This is a genomic window from Enterobacter cloacae complex sp. P24RS (genome assembly GCF_014982165.1).
GTDB classification, from domain to species: Bacteria; Pseudomonadota; Gammaproteobacteria; order Enterobacterales; family Enterobacteriaceae; genus Enterobacter; species Enterobacter quasihormaechei.
The window spans coordinates 235952-257763 of the sequence record NZ_JADCKU010000005.1; the positions used below are offsets into that span (position 1 = coordinate 235952).

The following is a 21812-nucleotide window of genomic DNA, read 5'->3' on the forward strand; positions in this document are numbered from 1 at the left end:
AAATAAGCCGGGCATCTGCCCGGCCTGAAATCAGTTCAGCTTATAGTCCAACGTAATTTCCGCTTTCAGCAGCTGCGAGACCGGACAGCCCGCCTTCGCTTTCTGGATAATGCCGTCGAACTGCTGAGGATCGATACCCGGTACCGTCACCTTGCTTTGCAGCGCGACCTTGCTGATGGCAAAACCCCCGTCGGTTTTGTCCAGCGAGACATCCGCCGTGGTATCGATGGAGTCAGCGGTGTAGCCCGCTTCACCAAGCATCAGCGACAGGGCCATGGAGAAACAAGCTGCGTGCGCTGCACCAATCAGCTCTTCCGGGTTGGTTCCCTTCTCGCCCTCAAAGCGGGTGTTAAAGCCGTAAGGTTGCTGGTTAAGGACGCCGCTTTCGGTTGATACCGTCCCTTTGCCGCGCTTAATGTCGCCTGACCAGTGTGCTGAACCGTGCTTATGAATCGTCATTCTTGCTCTCCTTTTGGCTTACAAAAGGTTAAGTATAGGACGCCTCACCCATTTTGCAGGGAACACAGACTAGTCCGAAGGCGCAGCGAGGTGGTTTGCCAGCGCGTCGAGAAACACGCGCTGCGCCGCAGGCTGATAGTCACGCGACTGATAAATGCCAAATATGCCGATCGGTTTTGGCGTGAAGGCGTTAAGTACCGGCACCAGGCTGCCCTCTCTGAGCGCCGCGCTGGCCTCGCGTTCGGGCAGCATGGCAATACCGCAGTGGTTTATCGCTGCCTCCATCAGCAGAGACGAGATACTGGCGCTCAGATTGCCACTCACCGCCGTCGCGATCGCTTCGCCTTCGGGCGTCAAAAAACGCCACGATTGCCCCGCGAAGAAGCTGTAATGCAGGCAGTTGTGCTGGGCTAAATCTTCAAGCTGTTCAGGAACGCCCCGGCTGGCAAGATACTGCGGCGAGGCGCAAAGCACGGACCTGCACTCTCCCAGCCTGCGGGCGATCATGCCGGGCTCGGGGCTATCGGTGATGCGGATCGCCACGTCAATTCGCTCTCCCACCAGGCTCACCGGATGGTTATTGACATCCAGTTCGATGCGCAGCTGAGGGTAACGCTGCAACAGATCCGGCAGCACCGGAGCGATCAGCTGGGTTGCGGTAAAATGCGCGCAGGCAACGCGCAGGGTGCCTGAGGGCAAATCCTTCACGGACTGATCTTCGATTTCCTGAGATATTTGCGACAGCGTACGGGTCTTTTGCAGCACTTTCTCTCCCGCCGCCGTTAGCGTCAGCTTGCGGGTGGAACGGTTCACCAGCCGCGCACCGGCCCACTTCTCCATCTGCTCCAGATAGCGGCTCACCATCGGGCGAGAGATCCCCAGCGCCCGCGCCGCCGCGCTTAAACTTCCCAGCTCACAGATGCGGTTGTACACCTGGGCGGCAATTACGCGATCCATTCTGACCTCCATTTGCTCGATTTATGAAACTAAGCATCTCCTGTTTCAGGAATTCTGGCAAATGCAGAGATCCGTACAATAGAGACTTTCCTGATGAACAGAGAGTTGACCATGACCATCGTCCGCCTTGCTTTGCTGACCACCCTTGTTACTCCGGCCGCGTTTGCCGCGCCGTTAACCATTGATACGTACAACCCGCAAGAAAAAGGGATTTTTGCCGTCTCTTCCACCCTGGTATCTGGGCCGAAAGAGGCAGTGCTGTTTGACGCGCAGTTCAGCGTGAAGGATGGCGAAGCACTGGTGGAAAAAATTCGCCACAGCGGTAAAACGCTGAACAAAATAGTGATCACCTCCGGCGATCCGGATTTCTATTTCGGCCTGCAACCGCTGGTAAAAGCCTTCCCGAACGCCAAGGTTGTCGCTACGCAGCAGGTGGTGGATCATATCAATGCCACTAAAGACGCCAAGCTCGCCTTCTGGGGGCCGCAGATGAAAGACGGCGCCCCCACGAAGCTTTACGTACCGCAGGTGCTTGCCTCAACCACCTTTATGATTGACGGTGAGAGAGTGAGCATTGAAGAGCCTGAAAGCTATGCGGCGTACGTCTGGATCCCCTCCGCGAAAACCATCCTCGGCGGCACGGGCGTCGCCTGGGGCATTCACGTCTGGACGGCGGATACTCAGACGCCAGAAAGCCGCAAACAGTGGCAGCAGACCCTGGATAATATGGCCGCCCGTAAGCCCGATCGCGTGATTCCAGGCCACTATCTGGGAACACCGCCCGCGGGAACCGGCGCGATTGACTTCACCCGCGACTATCTACAGCGTTTTGAACTGGCCCTCACAACGCATAAAGAATCAACCGGCGTCATCAACGCGATGAAAAAACAGTGGCCGAACCTTGCGGAAGAAAGTTCTCTGGAACTGAGCGCCAAAGTGAATACCGACGAAATGAAGTGGTAATAGCCTGATTATCTCCTGCTATATTTTAATTTTTTATAGCAGGAGTTTTATATGCAATCGCCAGTAAGGGGCATCGACCATATCGGTATTACCGTGCCCGACATTGAAAAAGCCACCCTATTTTTTGAACGCGCTTTTGGCGCAAAGGTTTTATATCATTCTGTCGATGCTGAAACCGATAATATTGACCAGTCCGCTCAGCAACACACCTTAAAATTATTTCCCGGCACTAAAATTCACGCCATCCGCATGCTCGCCATGCCTCACGGACCCGGCATTGAACTCTTCGAAATGCACGGTCCTGAGCAGGGTATGCCCGCCCGCGCCAGCGATTTTGGCCTTCAGCATTTTGCTGTTTATGTTGATGATTTTGATAGTGCCATCGCGGCTTTCACCGCCGCCGGCGGCGAGATGTTTACCGCGCCGAAGCCGCTTAGCTTTCCGGATGAGCAAGGTGAAGGCAATGCTTTTTGCTATGGTCAAACCCCCTGGGGCAGCGTTGTGGAATTGATCTCCTGGCCGACCCCCATGCCTTATGAAAAAACGACGAATTTACGCCGCTGGAAGCCCTAAAATTTATTTCTGTGCTACGGCATGTGATATTTTTATTTCCAGGACGAATCTGAGCCACAACGACGAAAATATTTGTCACTCTGAATGTGAATTACGATTTTGCACGCCGTAACATTAAACAGACAACGACACGGAGGCAGCATGTTTACTTATTACCCGGCACATACCACAGCAGCACAACCGGAACTTGTTAACGCGATCGCACAAGGTCTTCACGCCGAGCACGGTGTTGTTACTGAAGATGACATTTTGATGGAACTGACCAAGTGGGTGGAAGCCACGGACAATGACATCCTCAGTGACATCTACCAGCAAACCATCAACTATGTGGTTAGCGGGCGCAACGCACCTTTATAAAAACCTGCTAAGCTGGATCTGCAACCTAAGGGGTTACATTTCGTTTGCGTAAGCAAACTTGTCCTTAAAACTATCAACAGGATTGAGGAGTTAATATGAAATCGAACCGTCAGGCACGCCACATTCTGGGACTGAACTACAAGCTCTCTAACAAGCGTAAAGTGGTTATTGAGGAGGGTAGCGAAACGCAGGTTACCCACGCTACCGGCAGAAAACGCCCTTCCGGCAAGTAAGTCCCGGCACGATATTCACAACACCATCGGTAATCCCGATGGTGTTTTTGTTTATGTGTTGCGGTAATTAATATTCAGCTCCTTTATAATACCAACCGACCGCACCCCGTAGCACAGGCCAGAAAGATGACAAACAGCAGTGTCAGGGACGGATCTTCTTAAAAAGAGTGAGTGACATGGACAACAAACTGAAAAAACATCGTTCCCTTTATATTCCTTACGCCGGTCCGGTTTTACTGGAGTTCCCTCTTCTGAACAAAGGCAGCGCCTTTAGCATGGAAGAGCGCAGCAGCTTTAACCTGCTGGGTCTGCTGCCTGAAGTGGTTGAAACCATTGAAGAACAGGCAGAACGTGCCTGGATCCAGTATCAGGGCTTTAAAACCGAAATCGATAAACACATCTACCTGCGTAATATCCAGGATACCAACGAAACCCTTTTCTACCGCCTCGTGCAGAACCATCTCGAAGAGATGATGCCGGTGATTTACACCCCAACGGTCGGCGCGGCGTGCGAACGCTTCTCCGAGATCTACCGCCGTTCCCGCGGCGTGTTTATCTCCTATCAGAACCGTCACAACATGGACGACATTCTGCAAAACGTGCCGAACCACAACATCAAAGTGATCGTGGTGACCGATGGCGAACGTATTCTTGGCCTTGGCGACCAGGGCATTGGCGGGATGGGTATTCCCATCGGTAAGCTTTCTCTCTATACCGCCTGCGGCGGGATCAGCCCGGCCTATACCCTGCCGGTGGTGCTGGACGTGGGGACTAACAACCAGCAGCTGCTGAACGATCCGCTGTACATGGGCTGGCGTCACCCGCGCATTACCGACGACGAGTACTATCAGTTTGTTGATGATTTCATTCAGGCCGTGAAGCACCGCTGGCCGGACGTTCTGTTGCAGTTCGAAGACTTCGCGCAGAAAAACGCCATGCCGCTGCTTAACCGTTATCGCGATGAGATCTGCTCGTTCAACGACGACATTCAGGGCACCGCGGCCGTGACCGTCGGTACGCTGATTGCCGCGAGCCGTGCGGCGGGCAGCCAGCTCAGCTATCAGAAAATTGTCTTCCTGGGCGCGGGCTCTGCGGGCTGCGGCATCGCCGAGCAAATTATTGCCCAGACCCAGCGTGAAGGCCTGAGCGAAGAGCTGGCGCGCTCGCGCGTCTTTATGGTGGACCGCTTTGGCCTGCTGACCGACGGCATGCCGAACCTGCTTCCGTTCCAGACCAAACTGGTGCAGAAGCGCGAGAACCTGAAAAACTGGGATACCGACAACGAAGTGCTTTCCCTTCTTGACGTGGTGCGCAACGTCAAGCCGGACATTTTGATTGGCGTGTCCGGGCAGACTGGCCTCTTTACGGAAGAGATCATTCGCGAAATGCACAAGCACTGCGAACGTCCTATCGTGATGCCGCTGTCAAACCCGACCTCACGCGTGGAAGCAACGCCGCAGGACATCATCGCCTGGACCGAAGGCAACGCCCTGGTCGCGACCGGCAGTCCGTTCGATCCGGTGGTGTGGAAGGACAAACTCTACCCCATCGCGCAGTGCAACAACTCCTACATCTTCCCGGGTATTGGCCTGGGGGTCATCGCCTCCGGCGCATCACGCATCACCGATGAAATGCTGATGTCCGCGAGCGAAACGCTGGCGGGTCACTCTCCGCTGGTGAATAACGGTGAAGGACTGGTACTGCCGGAGCTGAAGGACATACATAAGGTGTCCCGTGCCATTGCCTTCGCGGTGGGCAAAATGGCGCAGCAGCAAGGCGTAGCGGTGAAAACCTCTGCCGATGCGTTGCAGCAGGCAATTGACGATAATTTCTGGATGCCGGAATACCGTAGCTATCGTCGTACTTCGATTTAAACATTGCCCCTTACCCCAGCCCTCTCCCTAAAGGGGAGAGGGTCAGGGTGAAGGGAATATACGGCACTTCCCGCTAGCCAAACCCACATTCCCCCGCTACACTCCCTTCATCCATCAACCCACTGAATATATAAGGAGGCCAATTATGCTGTACTGTGAAATTTTCAATGTTTCACATACATTTGGTGATCGCACCAGCTCAAGCGTTATCGGTATCGTGCTGCGATAACTTCCGCTTGAGCGAAGACACCAACCCCTTAAATCCCTTCTCTCGGGCTTACTGAGTTATCGTCAGCGATGTTTGACGAGGCATAAACATGCCTGTAACTCCTGGGTAAGCAACAATGAGCACTCTACTCACTGCACATTCTTTACGTGTTGATACAGCGTTTGGCACGCTCTTCGACTCTCTCTCCTTTACGTTGAAAAAAGGCGACCGCATTGGCCTGCTGGGTGATAACGGCTGCGGAAAAAGTACGCTGCTGAAAATCCTCGACGGGACGCAGTCCCCTGCTGCCGGAACCGTTTCACCGGCGGGACATTGCCTGCTGGCGCGCGTGGAACAACATCTGCCGGAGACCCTTTATCCCCTGACCATGCTGGATGCAGTGCTGGCGCAGCTGCCGACCGCTGAGCGCGACAGTCTGCGCTGGAAGGCCGAGACGCTGCTGGCCGGGATGGGCTTTACGACGCAGGAAACGGCGCTGCAATCCGCCACGCTGAGCGGCGGTCAGCATACGCGTTTATTGCTGGCGAGAGCGCTGATAAACGATCCGGATCTGCTGTTACTGGACGAACCGAGCAACCACCTCGACCTGCCGACCCTGCTGTGGCTGGAGCAGTTTTTACAGCGCTGGTCCGGCAGCTTTGTGCTGGTCTCTCACGACAGGCAACTGCTGGACGCGGTGACAAACGGCAGCTGGATCCTGCGCGATAAAACACTGCACTACTTCGCCCTTCCCTGCACTGCCGCCCGTCAGGCGCTGGAGGCGAAAGACGAAAGCGATGCGCAGCGCCACAAGGCAGAGCAAAAAGAGATCGACCGCGTAACGGCCAGCGCCAAACGCCTCGCGACCTGGGGCAAGGTCTACGACAACGAAGATCTCTCCCGTAAGGCTAAGCAGATGGAAAAACAGGTCGAACGGCTGAAAGAAATCCAGACGGAACTTACGGCGGGAAGTCCGTGGACCTTAACCCTGCGCGGGGACGCGCTGCGGGCCGATCGCCTGCTGGAAATAACCGACCTCGGCGTGCCTCCGGAGCCGGGTCTGCCAGCGCTGTTTACCCTCGACAGCGCGCGGCTGAAAAGTGGAGATCGCGTGGCGATTGTGGGGCGTAACGGCTGCGGTAAATCGTCGCTGATGAAGCTTATCTGGCGTCATTTTCGCGACGAGATTTTAGACGACAGGCTTAAGCGTCATCCGCGCGTCTCGGTCGGCTACTACGACCAGACGCTGCACCAGCTGCCGGACGATGCGGCGCTGCTGGATGCGCTGGAACCTTTCGCGCCAGATCCGCAGACCCGTAAAATGGCGCTCATCAGTGCCGGCTTCCCGTGGGCGCGGCACGGGCAAAAAGTCAGTACGCTGAGCGGCGGGGAACGTTCGCGCTTGCTGTTCGTCGGCCTGACGCTTGCCCGCTATAGCCTGCTGATGCTGGATGAACCGACAAATCATCTGGACATGGAAGGCAAAGACGCGCTGGCTGTTACCCTGCAACAGTTTGAAGGCGGCGTGCTGCTGGTAAGCCATGACCGTCAACTGATCGGCCAGAGCTGTAACCGTTTCTGGCTGATTGAGGACGGCAGGCTGAGTGAATGGCACGATGCGGAGGCGGTGTTCGAACGTCTGCGCGAGGGGACCGGTCCGGTTGTCTCCGAACCGTCGATATCAGCGCTGAACGCACCACCTGCTGCGTCTGATGATTTGCTCGAACGCCTGGTCGCGCTGGAAACGCTGCTGGAAGAAGATTTGGCGCGCAAGCCGAAACATCAAAAACCGCAGTTGCAGGCGCAATGGCGAAAAGAGATTGAGGTGATTGAAGCCCAGCTGTAAGTCTGTACCCGGCGGTTGCTACGCCGGGTCTTTTTTGATGTCAGTGTTTTCCCCTACTGATTATTAGAGGATCGCCGTATTCTTAATCTGAAACTGCACTAAATGATGACATTATGTTGCGGCTGCCTTGCATTACTGCGCCAAAGTATTAATCCTTAATGGGTATTACACCTGCAATGCAGATACTCATCATGAAAAGGAGAAACACATGAAGGCTGCTGTTGTCACTCAGGATCATCAGGTTAACGTTACAGAGAAAACCTTACGCGCGCTCAAGCATGGTGAAGCGCTGCTGAAGATGGAGTGCTGTGGTGTTTGCCATACCGATCTCCACGTTAAAAATGGCGATTTTGGCGACAAGACCGGGGTGATCCTCGGCCACGAAGGGATTGGTATCGTCAAAGAAATTGGTCCGGGCGTTACCTCGCTAAAAGTAGGCGATCGTGCGAGCGTGGCGTGGTTCTTCGAAGGCTGTGGCCACTGTGAATATTGTAATACCGGCAACGAAACCCTGTGTCGCGACGTGAAAAACGCGGGTTACTCCGTTGACGGCGGCATGGCGGAAGAGTGCATCGTAACCGCGGATTACGCGGTTAAGGTCCCGGAGGGGCTGGACTCTGCTGCGGCCAGCAGCATCACCTGCGCCGGGGTCACCACCTACAAAGCGGTAAAAGTGTCCGAGATCAAACCCGGCCAGTGGATTGCGATCTACGGTCTGGGCGGATTGGGTAACCTCGCCCTGCAATACGCGAAAAACGTCTTTAATGCAAAAGTCATCGCCATTGATGTGAACGATGAGCAGCTTAAACTGGCTGCCAGCATGGGCGCAGACTTAACCGTGAACTCCCGCAATGAAGATGCGGCAAAAGTTATTCAGGAGAAAACCGGCGGCGCCCATGCGGCGGTGGTGACGGCGGTAGCGAAAGCGGCCTTCAACTCTGCCGTTGACGCGGTTCGCGCCGGTGGGCGCGTGGTGGCCGTTGGCCTGCCGCCGGAAGCGATGAGCCTGGATATTCCTCGTCTGGTGCTGGATGGTATTCAGGTGGTGGGCTCCCTGGTGGGTACCCGTCAGGATCTGCTCGAAGCCTTCCAGTTTGCCGCAGAAGGTAAGGTGGTTCCGAAAGTCACGATGCGCCCACTGGAAGATATCAACGCCATCTTCAAAGAGATGGAACAGGGCCAGATCCGTGGCCGTATGGTGATTGATTTACGTTCTTAAACGGCAGTTGCCGGGCGGCGGCTTTGCCCTGCCCGGCCTTTCACGTGGATGAACGCCGATCGGAAATCCATTCCTGAACTTCAATCTGGAACGTGTCCGGCGCTTTTCGGTACATTTTACGCGCCAGGTCGAGGATAGTATGGCGCCCTAACTCCTCTTCCATCCGCTGCTGCGCGCTGTCCATAACTGACCGCACTCCGCACGGGCCGTCGCACACCCAGGCCGGTGGCGTTTCATCAAACACCGCCAGGCGTTGTCGCACTTCCCGACACTCAAACATATTTTTCTCGCCGTCGATGGCATGCGCCACGTCCAGCACGGTAATCAACTCAGCCGGACGCGCCAGCCGGAACCCGCCCCCTTTGCCTTCGGTGCTGATAACCAGCCCCGCACGGGACAATCGGGTGAAGATCTTTCCAAGATAGTCGTACGGCACGCCCTGCAAGGCCGCCATCTCCCGGACGCTCATCTCACGCTCATTACCTTTTGCATCCACCATACACATCAGGCTGTGAATGCCGTATTCCACACCAGAACTGTAAAACGCCATGGCTTACTCCGGGTTATCGTTCGCTGCATTATAACGATTTTTAACTCAGAAAAAAGTTGTCGCAGTTAACTCCGACAAGTATAGTGGCAGTTATGTCAGACATACGGCCTGACGATCAAAAGGATCGAGTATGAAAAAGCAGATTTTAATTGTGGGTAGTGGGTTTTCCGGCATGTGGGCTGCGGTCAGCGCCGCGCGTCTTTCTGCTCTGGCGGGTAACAACAGCCTTAACATTGCCGTGCTGGCCCCCGTCCCGGAACTGCGCGTTCGCCCCCGCTTTTATGAGGAAAATGTGTCAACGATGGTCGCGCCGCTGACCGATCTGTTTGCTGAGCTGGATATTGCGTTTATTTCGGGTGAAGCACAACGCATTGATACAACGTCAAAAACCGTTTTTTATCGCGATTCAAACGGCGCCACAGCTGTAGTCACCTACGAACGCCTAATCCTCGCAACCGGTAGCCAGACTAAGCGTCCCCCTATTGCCGGCCTGGCGGAATACGCCTTTGATATCGACCAGCTTGAATCCGCCAGGCTGCTCGAGCAACACCTGGACGCCCTGGCTATACGCCCTTCCTCCCCGGAGCGTAATACCGTGGTAGTGTGCGGCGGCGGTTTTACCGGCATTGAGCTGGCAACGGAACTCCCAGCCCGACTCCGCACTCGTTTCGGTACTAATACGAAGACCAAAGTAATCGTAGTTGAAAGAGGTGCAACCCTTGGCGGACGTTACAGCGAGGCGCTGCGTAACACAATTGAAGAAGCCAGCAACGCGCTGGGGGTTGAATGGCGTTTAAACAGTGAAATTGAAGCCATTGATGCCTGCGGCGTGACGCTCAAAAACGGAGAGCGCATTGCCAGCGCTACCGTGGTATGGACGGCAGGTGTCGAAGCGAACCCCCTCAGCCAGCACGTTACCGGGGAACGAGACTCGCAGGGTCGTCTGAAAGTCACCGACACGTTGCAGGTGCCTGCGCATCCGGAGGTTTACGCGACGGGTGATATGGCGCATGCTAAAACGGATGACGTGGGCAACACGGCGCTCATGACCTGCCAGCACGCGATCCAGCTGGGAAAATTCGCCGGACATAACGCCGCCGCCAGCTTGTTAAATTTGGCGCCGTACCCTTACCGTCAGGTGAATTACGTTACCTGTCTGGATCTGGGTGGCTGGGGCGCGGTGTATACCGAGGGGTGGGAACAGCGTGTTAAATCCGTGCGCAATGAGGGCAAGAAAATCAAAGTGGCCATCACCAACGAACTGATTTACCCGCCAGCAGCAGACAGAGCGGTCGCATTTGCCGCCGCTGACCCGCTGGCGAAATTTGTGTAGTTCACGCTTACGTGCCGCGACCTGCGGGCAACGTGTGAAATCAGGCCAATGCCCCCGCGTTGGCCTGACGCTTTTTAGCGCACCGGTGGCCATACAGCAGCAGTGAGGTCATCGCGGAGAAGGATAAGATCGCTGCCGGGAGCGTGACATAACTCCAGCTAAAGCCAAGGGTAATCATCATTCCACCAAAACAGGCGCCAATCGCGCTGCCGAGATTGAACGCCATTTGCCCGCCTGCGGCCCCCAGCATCTCGCCTCCCTTCGCATTTTGCAGCAGCAGAATTTGCAGCGGCGCAGAGAGCGCAAACAGCCCGGCGCAGCAGACAAATCCCATCACCAGGGAGGCCGTTTTCAGTTCGCCAAACGCAAACAGTAATAGCAGCGAAGCCACAATCACCAGGTCGGTAGTGGCGGCAATACGCAATGGACTAAAGCGCGCCGATAGCTTCCCGCTGAGCAGATTGCCCAGCACCATACCCAGCCCCATCAGCATCATGATCGCGGTCATGACGCCCTCGGAGAAGCCTGACACGTTGACCATAAACGGCTTCACGAAGCTAAACCAGGCAAACACCCCGGCGTTACCAAACATCGTTGCGGCAAATATCAGCCAGGGTTCAGGCTTCTTCAGAAAGTGGAATTGCTCTGCCAGGCGGGTGGTGGAATTGTCATAGAGAGAGGGAACCCAGAGCAGGACAGACAGGATCACCAGGGCGTCAAACACCGCAATTAAAAAGAAGGTGTAACGCCAGTTAAATTCATGTCCCAGCCACGTCCCGAGCGGGACGCCAAGCAAATTGGCAACGGTCATCCCGGCTATCATCCCGGCGACAGCGACCGTTACTTTTCCCGGCGGTGCAATTTTTGACAGAATTATCGCCCCCACACCGAAAATCGCGCCATGCGGGAAACCAGAGATCAACCGCCCCGCTGCCAGCCCTACGTACGAGTCAGAGAAAGTAAAAAGCGCATTACCAACGACGCACATCGCCACCAGAAACAGCAGCGTGGTTTTCAGCGAGAATTTGCTGGAGAACAGCGCCACAATCGGCGCGCCGATCACCACGCCAAAAGCATAAAAGGAAATCATATTCCCGGCGGAGGGAATCGAAATGCCCGTGTCATGAGCCAGTTCTGTCAGCACGCCCATGATGCCAAATTCAGCCATCCCCAGGCCAAAGGTAGCCAGTGCTAACGAAAAAATTGTTTTTTTCATACCGCAACCACTGTTGAAAAATATGCAGCGAGCATTATTGAATAAACTTGTATGGTGAACCAGTTCAAATCAGCTTTCTGACACATTAATCCATTCATTCAGGTCGATTACACTCTTAGTACGGCCTCGATTCCGCGACCGCACACAAAGGGAGACCCACCATGGTCAGTAAGAAGAAAACCCGTATTGTTGATGATGTCGCTAAAAATGCGCCACTCAAAACCAAAGCGTATGAGCAAGAACTTCGCCGCCTCCATGTTGAACTGGTTAAGCTCCAGCTATGGGTGGTCGCCAAAGGGTTAAAGGTCTGTATTGTTTTTGAAGGACGGGACGGCGCCGGTAAAGGCGGCACCATCAAAGCCATCACCGAGCGCGTCAGCCCTCGGGTTTTCCGCGTCGTCGCGCTACCGGCCCCTACCGATAAAGAAAAAAGTCAGCTCTATTTTCAGCGTTACGTATCCCATCTGCCCTCTGCCGGTGAAATCGTGATTTTCGACCGCAGCTGGTACAACCGCGCAGGCGTGGAAAAGGTAATGGGTTTCTGTACCGAAGAGCAGGTCGAAAAATTTCTTGATGGAACACCGGTGATGGAAAAAGCGATGGTCGATGCCGGGATCATTTTGCTGAAATACTGGCTAGAGGTCACGCCAAAAGAGCAGGAGCGCCGCCTGCGCGACCGCATTAACGACGGTCGCAAGATCTGGAAGTTGTCTCCAATGGACATTAAATCTTTCAACTTATGGGATGAATATACCCTCGCACGCGACGCCATGTTTAAAGCGACCGACACCGCCTGGGCGCCGTGGTTTGTGGCGCGTTCAGAAGACAAAAAAAGGGTGCGGCTGAATATTATTTCGCATCTGCTTTCGCAGATCCCTTATAAAGATGTTCACGTCGACAAGGTGGATTTACCGAAACGAAAAATCGGCAAAGTGAAGCCAACAAAATATCCCTTCCGGTATATTGCAGAGCGGTTTTGATATTGAGAAGTAGGCCCGCGCAAGCGCAGCGCCGCCGGGCAAAGCCGACGGCGCTGGGCATTTACTTCATCCCTTCTGAACTCTCTTTTTGCGCTTCAAGACGCTCAACGTCCCGGTACCAGCGCGGGTGGTGCTTCTGCGCCCAGCGGCGGCTCACCTTCCCTTCAATCATGCCTTTAATTGAACCTTTTACCCAGAATGCCATATACATATGGATTAGGATGGCATGGATCAAAATAATGGCTGACGTCGCGTGGATCAGCAGTGCATAGCGCACCACCTGAATCGGGAAATAGTGCGCAAAATACGGTCGCCAGATGATCACTCCGGTCACCAGCAGCACAAAAATCATGCTCATAATGGTCCAGAACATCATCTTTTGCCCGGCGTTGTATTTGCCTACCTTCGCGACCTTATGCTCGTTGCCTTTCAGCACCTCTACAATCCCTTTAATCCAGGGAATATCCTGCTTGTCAGGGATGTTGTGATGAACGAAACGCACGAACATAAACATCAGCACCACGAAAATCAGCACGCCGAAGAACGGATGCAGAATGCGCCCCATCTGCGGCGTCCCGAAGGTTTCCGTAAGCCACTGTAGCGTCGGGAAAAAGAACGATATGCCGGATACCGCCACCAGGAAGAAGCAGATCACCACCGTCCAGTGACAGGCGCGATCGACAAATTTTGTGCGCACTATCATTTTCGACTTACTCATGATGCTCCTCCTCGTCGTCATCCACCTCTTTATTCGGCCCGATACCGATGTAGTGATAAATCAGCCCGGCAAAGGTGGCGATAAAGCCCGCCGCAGAGAGCGGTTTAAGCGCCCCTTTCCAGAGGTTGATTGAGGTATCGATCGCCGGATCTTTCGGCAGATTGTGATACAGCTCCGGCTGGTCATTGTGGTGCAGAACATACATGACGTGCGTACCGCCCACGCCCTGCGGGTTATAAATCCCTGCCTTGTCATAGCCGCGCGCTTTGAGCTTATCTACCCGCTGCTGCGCCACTTCCAGCATCTCTTTTTTGGTGCCGAAGTGGATCGCCCCGGTCGGACAGGTCTTCACGCACGCAGGCTCCTGGCCGACGCTGACGCGATCGACGCACAGCGTGCATTTGTATACCCGGTTATCCTCTTTATTGAGACGCGGGATATTAAACGGACAGCCCGCGATGCAGTAGCCGCAGCCAATGCAGTTGTCCTGCTGGAAGTCGACGATGCCGTTGGCGTACTGAATAATGGCGCCAGCAGACGGGCACGCCTTCAGGCAGCCCGGATCTTCACAGTGCATACAGCCGTCTTTGCGGATCAGCCACTCCAGCTTGCCGTTCTGGTCGGTTTCGCTAAAGCGCATCACCGTCCAGGACTTGGCGCTCAGGTCAGCCGGGTTATCGTAAACCCCGACGCAGTGCCCTACCTCGTCGCGGATATCGTTCCACTCCGAGCAGGCCACCTGGCAGGCTTTACAGCCCACGCAGGAGGAGACATCAATCAGCTTGGCGACTTCTGCCTTGTAGTCCCGCGCACGAGGCGCGGGGGTTATCGGGTTGGTCGCGGAGCGTTTAATAATGTCTTGTGTTTCCATCGCCATTTAATCGCTCCTTACGCTTTCTCGATGTTGACCAGAAACGCTTTGTACTCCGGCGTTTGCGAGTTGGAATCGCCGACGTTTGGCGTCAGGGTGTTGGCGATATAGCCTTTCTGCGCCACCCCTTCAAAGCCCCAGTGCAGCGGAATACCCACCGTCTCGACCTGCTGGCCGTGCACGTTCAGCGACTGCAAACGACGGGTCACCACCGCCACCGCGCGAATAAAGCCACGCTTGCTGCTCACCTTCACGCGATCGCCGTTGGCAATGCCCTTCGCTTTCGCCAGCGTTTCGCTGATCTCCACAAACTGTTCCGGCTGCGCGATAGCGTTAAGCCGCGCGTGCTTGGTCCAGGTGTGGAAATGCTCGGTCAGGCGGTAGGTCGTTCCGACATACGGGAACTTGTCCTTTTTACCTAAACGCAGCACGTCGTCTTCATAGATGCGCACCACCGGGCTGGAGACCACGTTCGGGTGCAGCGGGTTAGTGCCGAGCGGCGTTTCCATTGGCTCGTAGTGTTCCGGGAACGGCCCTTCCGCCAGCTTGTCGATAGCAAACAGACGTCCCAGCCCTTCCGGCTGCATGATAAACGGCCCGGTGTTGCTTCCCGGCGCGGCGGTATTGAAGTCCGGGATATCATTCCCCGTCCACTTCGTGCCGTTCCACTCGATCAGCATGCGTTTCGGATCCCACGGCTTGCCGTTCACGTCTGCGGACGCACGGTTGTACAATACGCGACGGTTCAGCGGCCACGCCCATGCCCAGCCCAGGGTATTGCCCAGGCCTGACGGGTCGGCGTTATCGCGGTTAGCCATCTGGTTACCCTGCTCCGTCCAGCTGCCGGTGTAGATCCAGCAGGACGAGGCGGTGGTCCCGTCGTCACGCAGCAGCGCAAAGCTGTTCAGCAGCTGGCCTTTCTTCGCCACCAGGTTGCCGTTGGCGTCGTAGAGATCCGCCAGCGCCACGCCGTTGTTCTCTTTGGCCACCTCTTCGGATTCGGGACGATCCGGCTGCTTGTAGTTCCAGCTCATCTTCAGCAGCGGCTCGGCGCCTTTGCCGCCTTCGGTGCGGTACATTTCGCGCAGACGATGGTATATGCCGGCCAGAATTTCGCCGTCATTACGCGCTTCGCCCGGCGCATCCTGCCCTTTCCAGTGCCACTGAAGCCAGCGGCCAGAGTTGGCAATAGAACCATCTTCTTCCGCAAAGCAGGTAGATGGCAGGCGGAAGACCTCGGTCTGGATCGCTGCCGGATCGACATCGTTCGATTCACCGTGGTTCTGCCAGAAGGTAGACGTTTCGGTGACCAGCGGATCGATAACCACCATGTACTTCAGCTTGCTCAGGCTGCGAACGACTTTGTTTTTATCCGGGAATGACGCAACCGGGTTAAAGCCCTGGCAGATATAACCCGTGACGTCGCCCTTATCCATCATGTTGAAATACTTGATGACGTCATACGCCTGGTCCCATTTCGGCAACCACTCAAAGCCCCAGTCGTTTTCCTTCTGCGCCGCGTCGCCGTAGAACGATTTCATCAGGCTAACGGCAAACTTCGGATAGTTGCTCCAGTAGTTCACCTGATCCGGACGCGTCGCTTTCGGCGTGTTGGCGTCAAGCCAGCTTTGCCAGTCGCTCTGCTTCTCGGACGGCAGCGTCAGGTAGCCCGGCAGGCTGGTCGACAGCAGGCCGAGGTCGGTTAAGCCCTGAATGTTGGAGTGTCCGCGCAGCGCGTTCACCCCGCCGCCGGCCATGCCCATGTTGCCGAGCAGCAGCTGGATCATCGCCATGGTGCGGATGTTCTGCGCCCCGACGGTGTGCTGTGTCCAGCCCAGCGCATACAGGAACGTGGTGGTCCTGTCGGCGGCGCTGGTGGAAGCCAGCACTTCACACACCTTCAGGAAATCGGCTTTTGGCGTTCCGCAGATGTTTTCAACAACGTCCGGCGTGTAGCGGGAAACGTGCTGCTTCAGCAAATTCCACACGCAGCGCGGATCGGTCAGGGTGTCGTCGCGTTTCGCGTAGCCGTTTTCGTCGAACTGGTAGTTCCAGGACGATTTATCGTACTGACGTTTTTCCGCGTCATAGCCGCTGAACAGGCCATCTTCAAAGGCGAAATCTTCACGCACCAGCAGGCTGGCGTTGGTGTAGTGCTTAACGTATTCCGCGTTGATTTTGTTGTTTTCAATCAGGTACAGCAGCACGCCGGAAAGGAACGTAATGTCCGTACCGGAGCGGATCGGCGCATAGATATCCGCCACCGATGCCGTACGCGTAAAGCGCGGATCGACGACGATGAGCGTCGCATCGTTGTTATTTTTCGCTTCCATCGCCCAGCGGAAACCCACCGGATGGGCTTCAGCGGCGTTACCGCCCATCACCACCACGACGTTAGCGTTTTTGATATCAACCCAGTGGTTGGTCATCGCACCGCGACCAAATGTTGGAGCAAGACTTGCTACCGTTGGTCCGTGTCAGACGCGCGCCTGGTTATCTACCGCCAGCATGCCAAGGGAGCGCACAAACTTCTGCGTCAGCATGCCGGTTTCATTACTTGCCGCAGACGCGCACAGCATCCCGGTGGAGGTCCAGCGGTTAACCGTGACGCCCTGCTCGTTCTTTTCAATAAAGTTGGCGTCGCGGTCCGCTTTCATCAGTTTTGCAATACGGGAGAAGGCCTCGTCCCAGGAGATGCGCTGCCATTTGTCGGAACCCGGTGCACGGTATTCCGGATAGCGCAGGCGGTTTTCACTGTGAACGTAGTCCAGCAGTCCCGCCCCTTTCGGGCAAAGTGCCCCGCGGCTCACCGGATGATCCGGGTCCCCTTCAATATGATAAATCGCTTCTTTGGCGTTCTTCGCGCCATCACCCAGGCTATACATTAATAGCCCACAACCCACGGAGCAGTATGTGCAGGTGTTACGGATCTCTTTCGCACGCAGCAGTTTATAGTTGCGTGCCTGAGCCAGCGCCATTTTGGGAGCGAATCCCAGCATTGCGGCTGTTGTTCCGGCCATACCGCCCGCGCAGATTTTAAAAAATTGTCTGCGGCTGACGTCCATTGCTGTCCTCGTTATCTGAAAAGACTTCGCGCCGCAAACTAACAGCAAAGCCCCTGTTTTTTTTGCGTCAAATCAAGGTCGCCGAACTTCGCCCCCTTAATAGTCATCGCCGGTATGATTTATTACTCCTTTCGGGTTAACCGCGAAACAGAAAATTCGCCTGGTGAATGGGTTAGATGCTATAAGTTTACCCTTTGATTTTTATAAGACTGGCAGGGTAATGGACAGAAAAAAAGCAACGCTGATTGGTCTGGCGGCCATACTGCTGTGGAGCACCATGGTGGGTCTCATCCGCAGCGTCAGTGAGGGACTGGGCCCGGTGGGGGGCGCAGCGATGATCTACACCGTCAGCGGGTTATTGTGTCTGGCGACAGTAGGTTTCCCGGATATTAAACGGTTTTCGAAAGGCTATCTCATTGCGGGCAGCGTCCTGTTTGTCAGCTATGAAATGTGCCTTGCCCTGTCGCTTGGCTTTGCCGCGACACGCTCGCAGGCAATTGAGGTGGGCATGGTCAACTATCTCTGGCCAAGCCTGACGATTGTGTTCGCCATTTTGTTCAACGGGCAAAAATCCACCCTGTGGGTGATCCCAGGCTTAGCGATCTCTCTGCTGGGCGTGGGCTGGGTCTTAGGCGGCGAAAACGGGCTGCACGTTCACGACATCATGCAAAACATCATTTCCAGCCCGCTGAGCTACGGGCTGGCATTTGCCGGCGCCTTTATCTGGGCCGCCTACTGCACCGTCACCAGCAGGTATGCCAGAGGGCAAAACGGCATTACCCTATTCGTCCTGCTGACCGCCTTAAGCCTGTGGGTGAAATATGCCCTAAGCGACCAGCCCGATATGGTGTTCAGCGTGCCGGTAGTGGTGAAGCTGCTTATGTGCGGCGTTGCTCTTGGCTTCGGCTATGCCGCCTGGAATATTGGGATCCTCCACGGTAACGTGACGGTGCTTGCAGCCGTCTCCTACTTCACCCCGGTACTTTCTGCCGCACTGGCGGCTATTGTGCTGAGCTCGCCGCTTTCATTCTCATTCTGGCAAGGAGCATTAATGGTTTGCGCCGGGTCATTACTGTGCTGGTATGCCACCCGTAAATAAGCATTTTATTTCTGGCCGGGGTCGCCACGCCCGGCTATTAATTAACATAAATTTAAAATGTGATCACACTTGAGAATATTATTTATAACATTAGAGAGGGTGACGTATTCCGCTTATATTGCCCTTATGCGCTTTGACTGCGGCGTTAAATTGACAAAAACTGACAACGCCCGTAATTAATTACAGCGAAATATTCCCACCCTATATAGCACAAACTGCAATAGTTTATTTCTGAGTGTGTCTATTAAGGACAACTTCCCTGTTTAAAACAACGCCCCCAACATGCTGTTTTAACAGCAATTAAAAATAATTCCACTTAAGTAACGTCATTCTATCGCTCTGAATTAGAAAATAAAGCGTCCGCTATTAAATTATAAGCCGCCAAATTATCATGGCGAGTTAATAAACGTTTTATGTATAAATATTAATCTAATTATCCACGTTTACGGCAATTTTTCAGATCGCGATCACACTAATTGAAATTTTCTTTAATATTTTGAAACTTATTATTGAAAGCAGTCTACGGAATTTTAAAAATAGTCTGCCATTGACGATAAGCCTCGTTTAAAAATCGCTCATATGGTTTAGGAAATACCTAATTAAAATTATAAAGGTCAATTAAGATGAAACTTAAATTAGTTGCAGTGGCAGTCACTTCCATGTTGGCAGCAGGCGTTGTTAACGCGGCTGAAGTTTTTAACAAAGACGGTAACAAGCTGGATCTGTACGGTAAAGTTACAGGTCTGCACTATTTTTCTGATGATGCAGGTAGCGACGGCGACAAAACGTATGTTCGTCTGGGTTTCAAAGGTGAAACGCAGATCAACGATCGTCTGACCGGTTACGGCCAGTGGGAATATGAGTTCAAGGGCAACCGCTCTGAAGCTCAGGGTTCCGACGGCAACAAAACCCGTCTGGCCTACGCGGGTCTGAAGTTCGATGAATTCGGTTCTTTCGACTACGGTCGTAACTACGGTGTTGCTTACGACGTGGGCGCGTGGACTGACGTTCTGCCAGAATTCGGTGGCGATACCTGGACACAGACGGACGGCTTCATGACCGGCCGTACCACCGGCGTTGCAACCTACCGTAACACCGACTTCTTCGGTCTGGTTGACGGCCTGAACGTTGCCGCTCAGTACCAGGGTAAAAACGACCGTACTAATATCACCGAATCAAACGGTGACGGCTGGGGTCTGTCTTCTACCTATGAATTCGACGGCTTCGGCGTGGGCGCAACTTACGCGAAATCTGACCGTACTGACCGTCAGGTTCGTGCAGCAAGCAACCTGAACGCAGGCGGCGATAACGCAGAAGTATGGGCAGCGGGCCTGAAGTACGATGCGAACAACATCTACCTGGCAACCACCTACTCTGAAACCCGCAACATGACCGCGTTCGGTGACGGCCACGTTGCAAACAAAGCGCAGAACTTTGAAGTTGTTGCACAGTACCAGTTCGACTTCGGCCTGCGTCCGTCCATCGCTTACCTGAAATCCAAAGGTAAAGACATCGGCTCTTACGGCGACCAGGACCTGGTGGAATACATTGATGTTGGCGCGAGCTACTACTTCAACAAGAACATGTCCACCTACGTTGATTACAAAATCAACCTGGTTGATGACAGCCAGTTCACCAAAGATGCCAAAGTGGCAACCGACAACATCGTTGCCGTTGGTCTGACCTACCAGTTCTAAGACAGGTTCGTTATGAAAAGCCAGCCTCTGCGGCTGGCTTTTTTTATGCCTGCTCTCCTGCCTTCGCCAGACTAAACCAGATCCCGACCGCCAGGATCAGCAGCATGCCTCCCGCACTGCCTAACGCGACGCTGTGTGACGTGATAAACGCCGTTTTGGCTGCGTCAATCACCGAGTCAGCGAGGGCTGGCGTCAAATCCTGCGCCACCTTGACCGCTTCGCCAATGGATGACGATGCCTTATCTACAAGCGACGCGTCCAGCGTCTGCGGTAGCTCAATGGACGCCGAGAAGCTGCGGGTTAACAGCAGACCGAAAATGGCGATCCCCAGACCTGCCCCCAGCTCATAGGACATGGTTTCGATCGCACCTGCGGCGGCGGCTTTCTCTTTCGGCGCGGCGGCCATGATCGCCGACGTGGAGGCGAGCAGCGCGCTGGCGGCGCTAAAGCCCAGCAGCACCATCAGGCTCCACGCCTGCCACTGTTGCGTACTGAAATCGAGCGTCGACAGGCCGATAAAACTGACCGCACTTAGCCCCATGCCTCCGGCCGCGACAATGCGCAGCCCCAGACGTCCCACCAGCACGCCGGCAATCGGCCCGCTGAAGCCGCTAGCCACCATCACCGGCAGCATAAACATCCCTGCTTCAAACGGCGTAAAACCATGCACGAACTGCAACTCCTGCGCCATCAGCAGCTCAAAGCCCACCAGCGCAATCATGGCGGTCATCGCCATCACCACGCCGCTTAAAATGATGCGGTGGCAAAACAGGCGCATGTCGATCATCGGCACGCTCGCGCGCAGCTGGATACGGACGAAGACAAACAGCATAGCCGCCCCGGTCAGTAAGGTGCTGGCCACGATCCACGGGGACAGTACCCCTTTCAGGGCCGTTTTAGCGCTGTAAACCAACAGCAGGATCGCCACAATCAGCATGATCGCATGGCTGATATTCAGCGGCTGCTCTGGCCGTCCCTGCTGAGCAGGCACAAAGCGCGCTGCGAGCGACACCACAATCATGACAATGGGCACGTTAATCAGGAACACCGATCCCCAGTAAAAGTGTTCCAACAGCATGCCGCCAATCAGCGGGCCAAATGCCGCCCCGCCCGAACCCACCGCCGCCCAGACGCCAAGCGCGATATTACGATGCCGCGCGTCGACAAACAGCGTGCGGATGCCCGCAAGCGTGGCCGGGATGATCATCGCCGCGCCAATCGCCAGCGATGCGCGGGCGGCAATCAGCCAGCCCGCCGTAGGTGCGAAGGCCGCCGCCAGCGACGACAGGCCAAACAGCGTACTGCCAATCATCAGCAGGCGCTTGAAGCCAATGCGATCCCCCAGCGCGCCCATGGGCAGCACCATTCCCGCCATCACCAGCGAGTAGATATCAATAATCCACAGCAATTCGTTGCCGCTGGCACCCAGTGTCATGCTCAATGTCGGTGCGGCCACGTGCAGCACCGTCGCGTCAATCGCCACCGGGATATACACCAGCACGATAATCACTAACGCTAACCACTGACGAAACATAAATTTCCTTTTCAGTTAAAAACTGGACACATGTCCAGAATGCGATCCTACGTAAAGTTG

General features: G+C 55.0%; 19 protein-coding genes. 11 read left to right on the top strand and 8 right to left on the bottom strand.

Features of this window, described 5'->3' with window-relative positions; genetic code table 11:
• Positions 1-30 precede the first annotated feature (30 nt).
• Complete coding sequence (locus tag INF58_RS07365; RefSeq protein WP_063866672.1) at positions 31-459, bottom strand: OsmC family protein; 429 nt, start codon at positions 457-459, stop codon at positions 31-33.
• A gap of 69 nt (positions 460-528) precedes the next feature.
• On the bottom strand, positions 529-1416 hold the full coding sequence (locus INF58_RS07370; protein ID WP_255510366.1) for a LysR family transcriptional regulator: 888 nt from the start codon (positions 1414-1416) through the stop codon (positions 529-531).
• Positions 1417-1527: 111 nt separating this feature from the next.
• On the opposite strand from INF58_RS07370, the gene INF58_RS07375 reads away from it, so the two are divergent.
• From INF58_RS07375 to adhP, 7 genes are all read left to right on the top strand, one after another.
• The gene (locus tag INF58_RS07375) at positions 1528-2379 is read left to right on the top strand and encodes a Vmh family MBL fold metallo-hydrolase (protein WP_193527457.1); all 852 of its coding nucleotides are present in this window, start codon (positions 1528-1530) and stop codon (positions 2377-2379) included.
• Between the two features lie 51 nt (positions 2380-2430).
• Positions 2431-2952 carry a VOC family protein gene (locus tag INF58_RS07380; protein WP_193527398.1) on the top strand — a complete coding sequence of 174 codons (522 nt, stop codon included), beginning with the start codon at positions 2431-2433 and terminating at the stop codon, positions 2950-2952.
• A gap of 141 nt (positions 2953-3093) precedes the next feature.
• A complete protein-coding gene (gene bdm / locus INF58_RS07385) occupies positions 3094-3309 on the top strand; it encodes a biofilm-dependent modulation protein (protein WP_022648192.1) in 216 nt (71 codons plus the stop codon).
• 95 nt (positions 3310-3404) lie between these two features.
• A complete protein-coding gene (gene sra / locus INF58_RS07390) occupies positions 3405-3542 on the top strand; it encodes a stationary-phase-induced ribosome-associated protein (protein WP_003857059.1) in 138 nt (45 codons plus the stop codon).
• Positions 3543-3718: 176 nt separating this feature from the next.
• A complete protein-coding gene (locus tag INF58_RS07395; RefSeq protein WP_003857058.1) occupies positions 3719-5416 on the top strand; it encodes an NAD-dependent malic enzyme in 1698 nt (565 codons plus the stop codon).
• A 344-nt stretch (positions 5417-5760) separates the two neighbouring features.
• The gene (locus INF58_RS07400; protein WP_193527399.1) at positions 5761-7470 is read left to right on the top strand and encodes an ABC-F family ATP-binding cassette domain-containing protein; all 1710 of its coding nucleotides are present in this window, start codon (positions 5761-5763) and stop codon (positions 7468-7470) included.
• 208 nt (positions 7471-7678) lie between these two features.
• Positions 7679-8689, top strand: coding sequence for an alcohol dehydrogenase AdhP (gene adhP / locus INF58_RS07405; protein ID WP_063451264.1), 1011 nt, complete (start codon positions 7679-7681; stop codon positions 8687-8689).
• Positions 8690-8729: 40 nt separating this feature from the next.
• On the opposite strand, the gene INF58_RS07410 is transcribed toward adhP, so the two are convergent.
• Entirely contained in the window at positions 8730-9239 is a 510-nt protein-coding gene (locus tag INF58_RS07410) for an Rrf2 family transcriptional regulator (RefSeq protein WP_063451263.1), read from the bottom strand.
• Positions 9240-9369: 130 nt separating this feature from the next.
• Between INF58_RS07410 and INF58_RS07415 the strand changes: the two genes are divergently transcribed.
• Entirely contained in the window at positions 9370-10572 is a 1203-nt protein-coding gene (locus INF58_RS07415; RefSeq protein ID WP_193527400.1) for an NAD(P)/FAD-dependent oxidoreductase, read from the top strand.
• 40 nt (positions 10573-10612) lie between these two features.
• Here INF58_RS07415 and araJ read toward each other — a convergent pair whose 3' ends face one another.
• A complete protein-coding gene (araJ, locus tag INF58_RS07420; protein ID WP_107535400.1) occupies positions 10613-11788 on the bottom strand; it encodes an MFS transporter AraJ in 1176 nt (391 codons plus the stop codon).
• 161 nt (positions 11789-11949) lie between these two features.
• Here araJ and ppk2 point away from each other — a divergent pair, with 161 nt between their 5' ends.
• Entirely contained in the window at positions 11950-12768 is an 819-nt protein-coding gene (gene ppk2, locus INF58_RS07425) for a polyphosphate kinase 2 (RefSeq protein ID WP_102751144.1), read from the top strand.
• A 61-nt stretch (positions 12769-12829) separates the two neighbouring features.
• On the opposite strand, the gene fdnI is transcribed toward ppk2, so the two are convergent.
• Genes fdnI through fdnG form a run of 3 tightly spaced genes read right to left on the bottom strand, consistent with a single transcriptional unit; the run spans position 12830 to position 17422 of the window.
• Positions 12830-13486 (bottom strand): formate dehydrogenase-N subunit gamma, encoded by a 657-nt coding sequence (fdnI, locus tag INF58_RS07430; protein ID WP_063451259.1) that lies wholly within the window; start codon positions 13484-13486, stop codon positions 12830-12832.
• Positions 13479-14363 (bottom strand): formate dehydrogenase subunit beta, encoded by an 885-nt coding sequence (fdxH, locus tag INF58_RS07435; RefSeq protein ID WP_003857048.1) that lies wholly within the window; start codon positions 14361-14363, stop codon positions 13479-13481. Before fdxH ends, fdnI begins: the two co-directional genes overlap by 8 nt.
• Before the next feature lie 11 nt (positions 14364-14374).
• Positions 14375-17422: a formate dehydrogenase-N subunit alpha gene (gene fdnG / locus INF58_RS07440; RefSeq protein WP_193033690.1), complete on the bottom strand. Its 3048-nt coding sequence runs from the start codon at positions 17420-17422 to the stop codon at positions 14375-14377.
• A gap of 220 nt (positions 17423-17642) precedes the next feature.
• Between fdnG and yddG the strand changes: the two genes are divergently transcribed.
• The gene (gene yddG, locus INF58_RS07445) at positions 17643-18521 is read left to right on the top strand and encodes an aromatic amino acid DMT transporter YddG (RefSeq protein WP_193527401.1); all 879 of its coding nucleotides are present in this window, start codon (positions 17643-17645) and stop codon (positions 18519-18521) included.
• Between the two features lie 623 nt (positions 18522-19144).
• Entirely contained in the window at positions 19145-20218 is a 1074-nt protein-coding gene (gene ompC / locus INF58_RS07450; RefSeq protein WP_063866659.1) for a porin OmpC, read from the top strand.
• 43 nt (positions 20219-20261) lie between these two features.
• Here ompC and INF58_RS07455 read toward each other — a convergent pair whose 3' ends face one another.
• Positions 20262-21752 carry an MFS transporter gene (locus INF58_RS07455; protein ID WP_193527402.1) on the bottom strand — a complete coding sequence of 497 codons (1491 nt, stop codon included), beginning with the start codon at positions 21750-21752 and terminating at the stop codon, positions 20262-20264.
• Between the last annotated feature and the right edge of the window lie 60 nt (positions 21753-21812).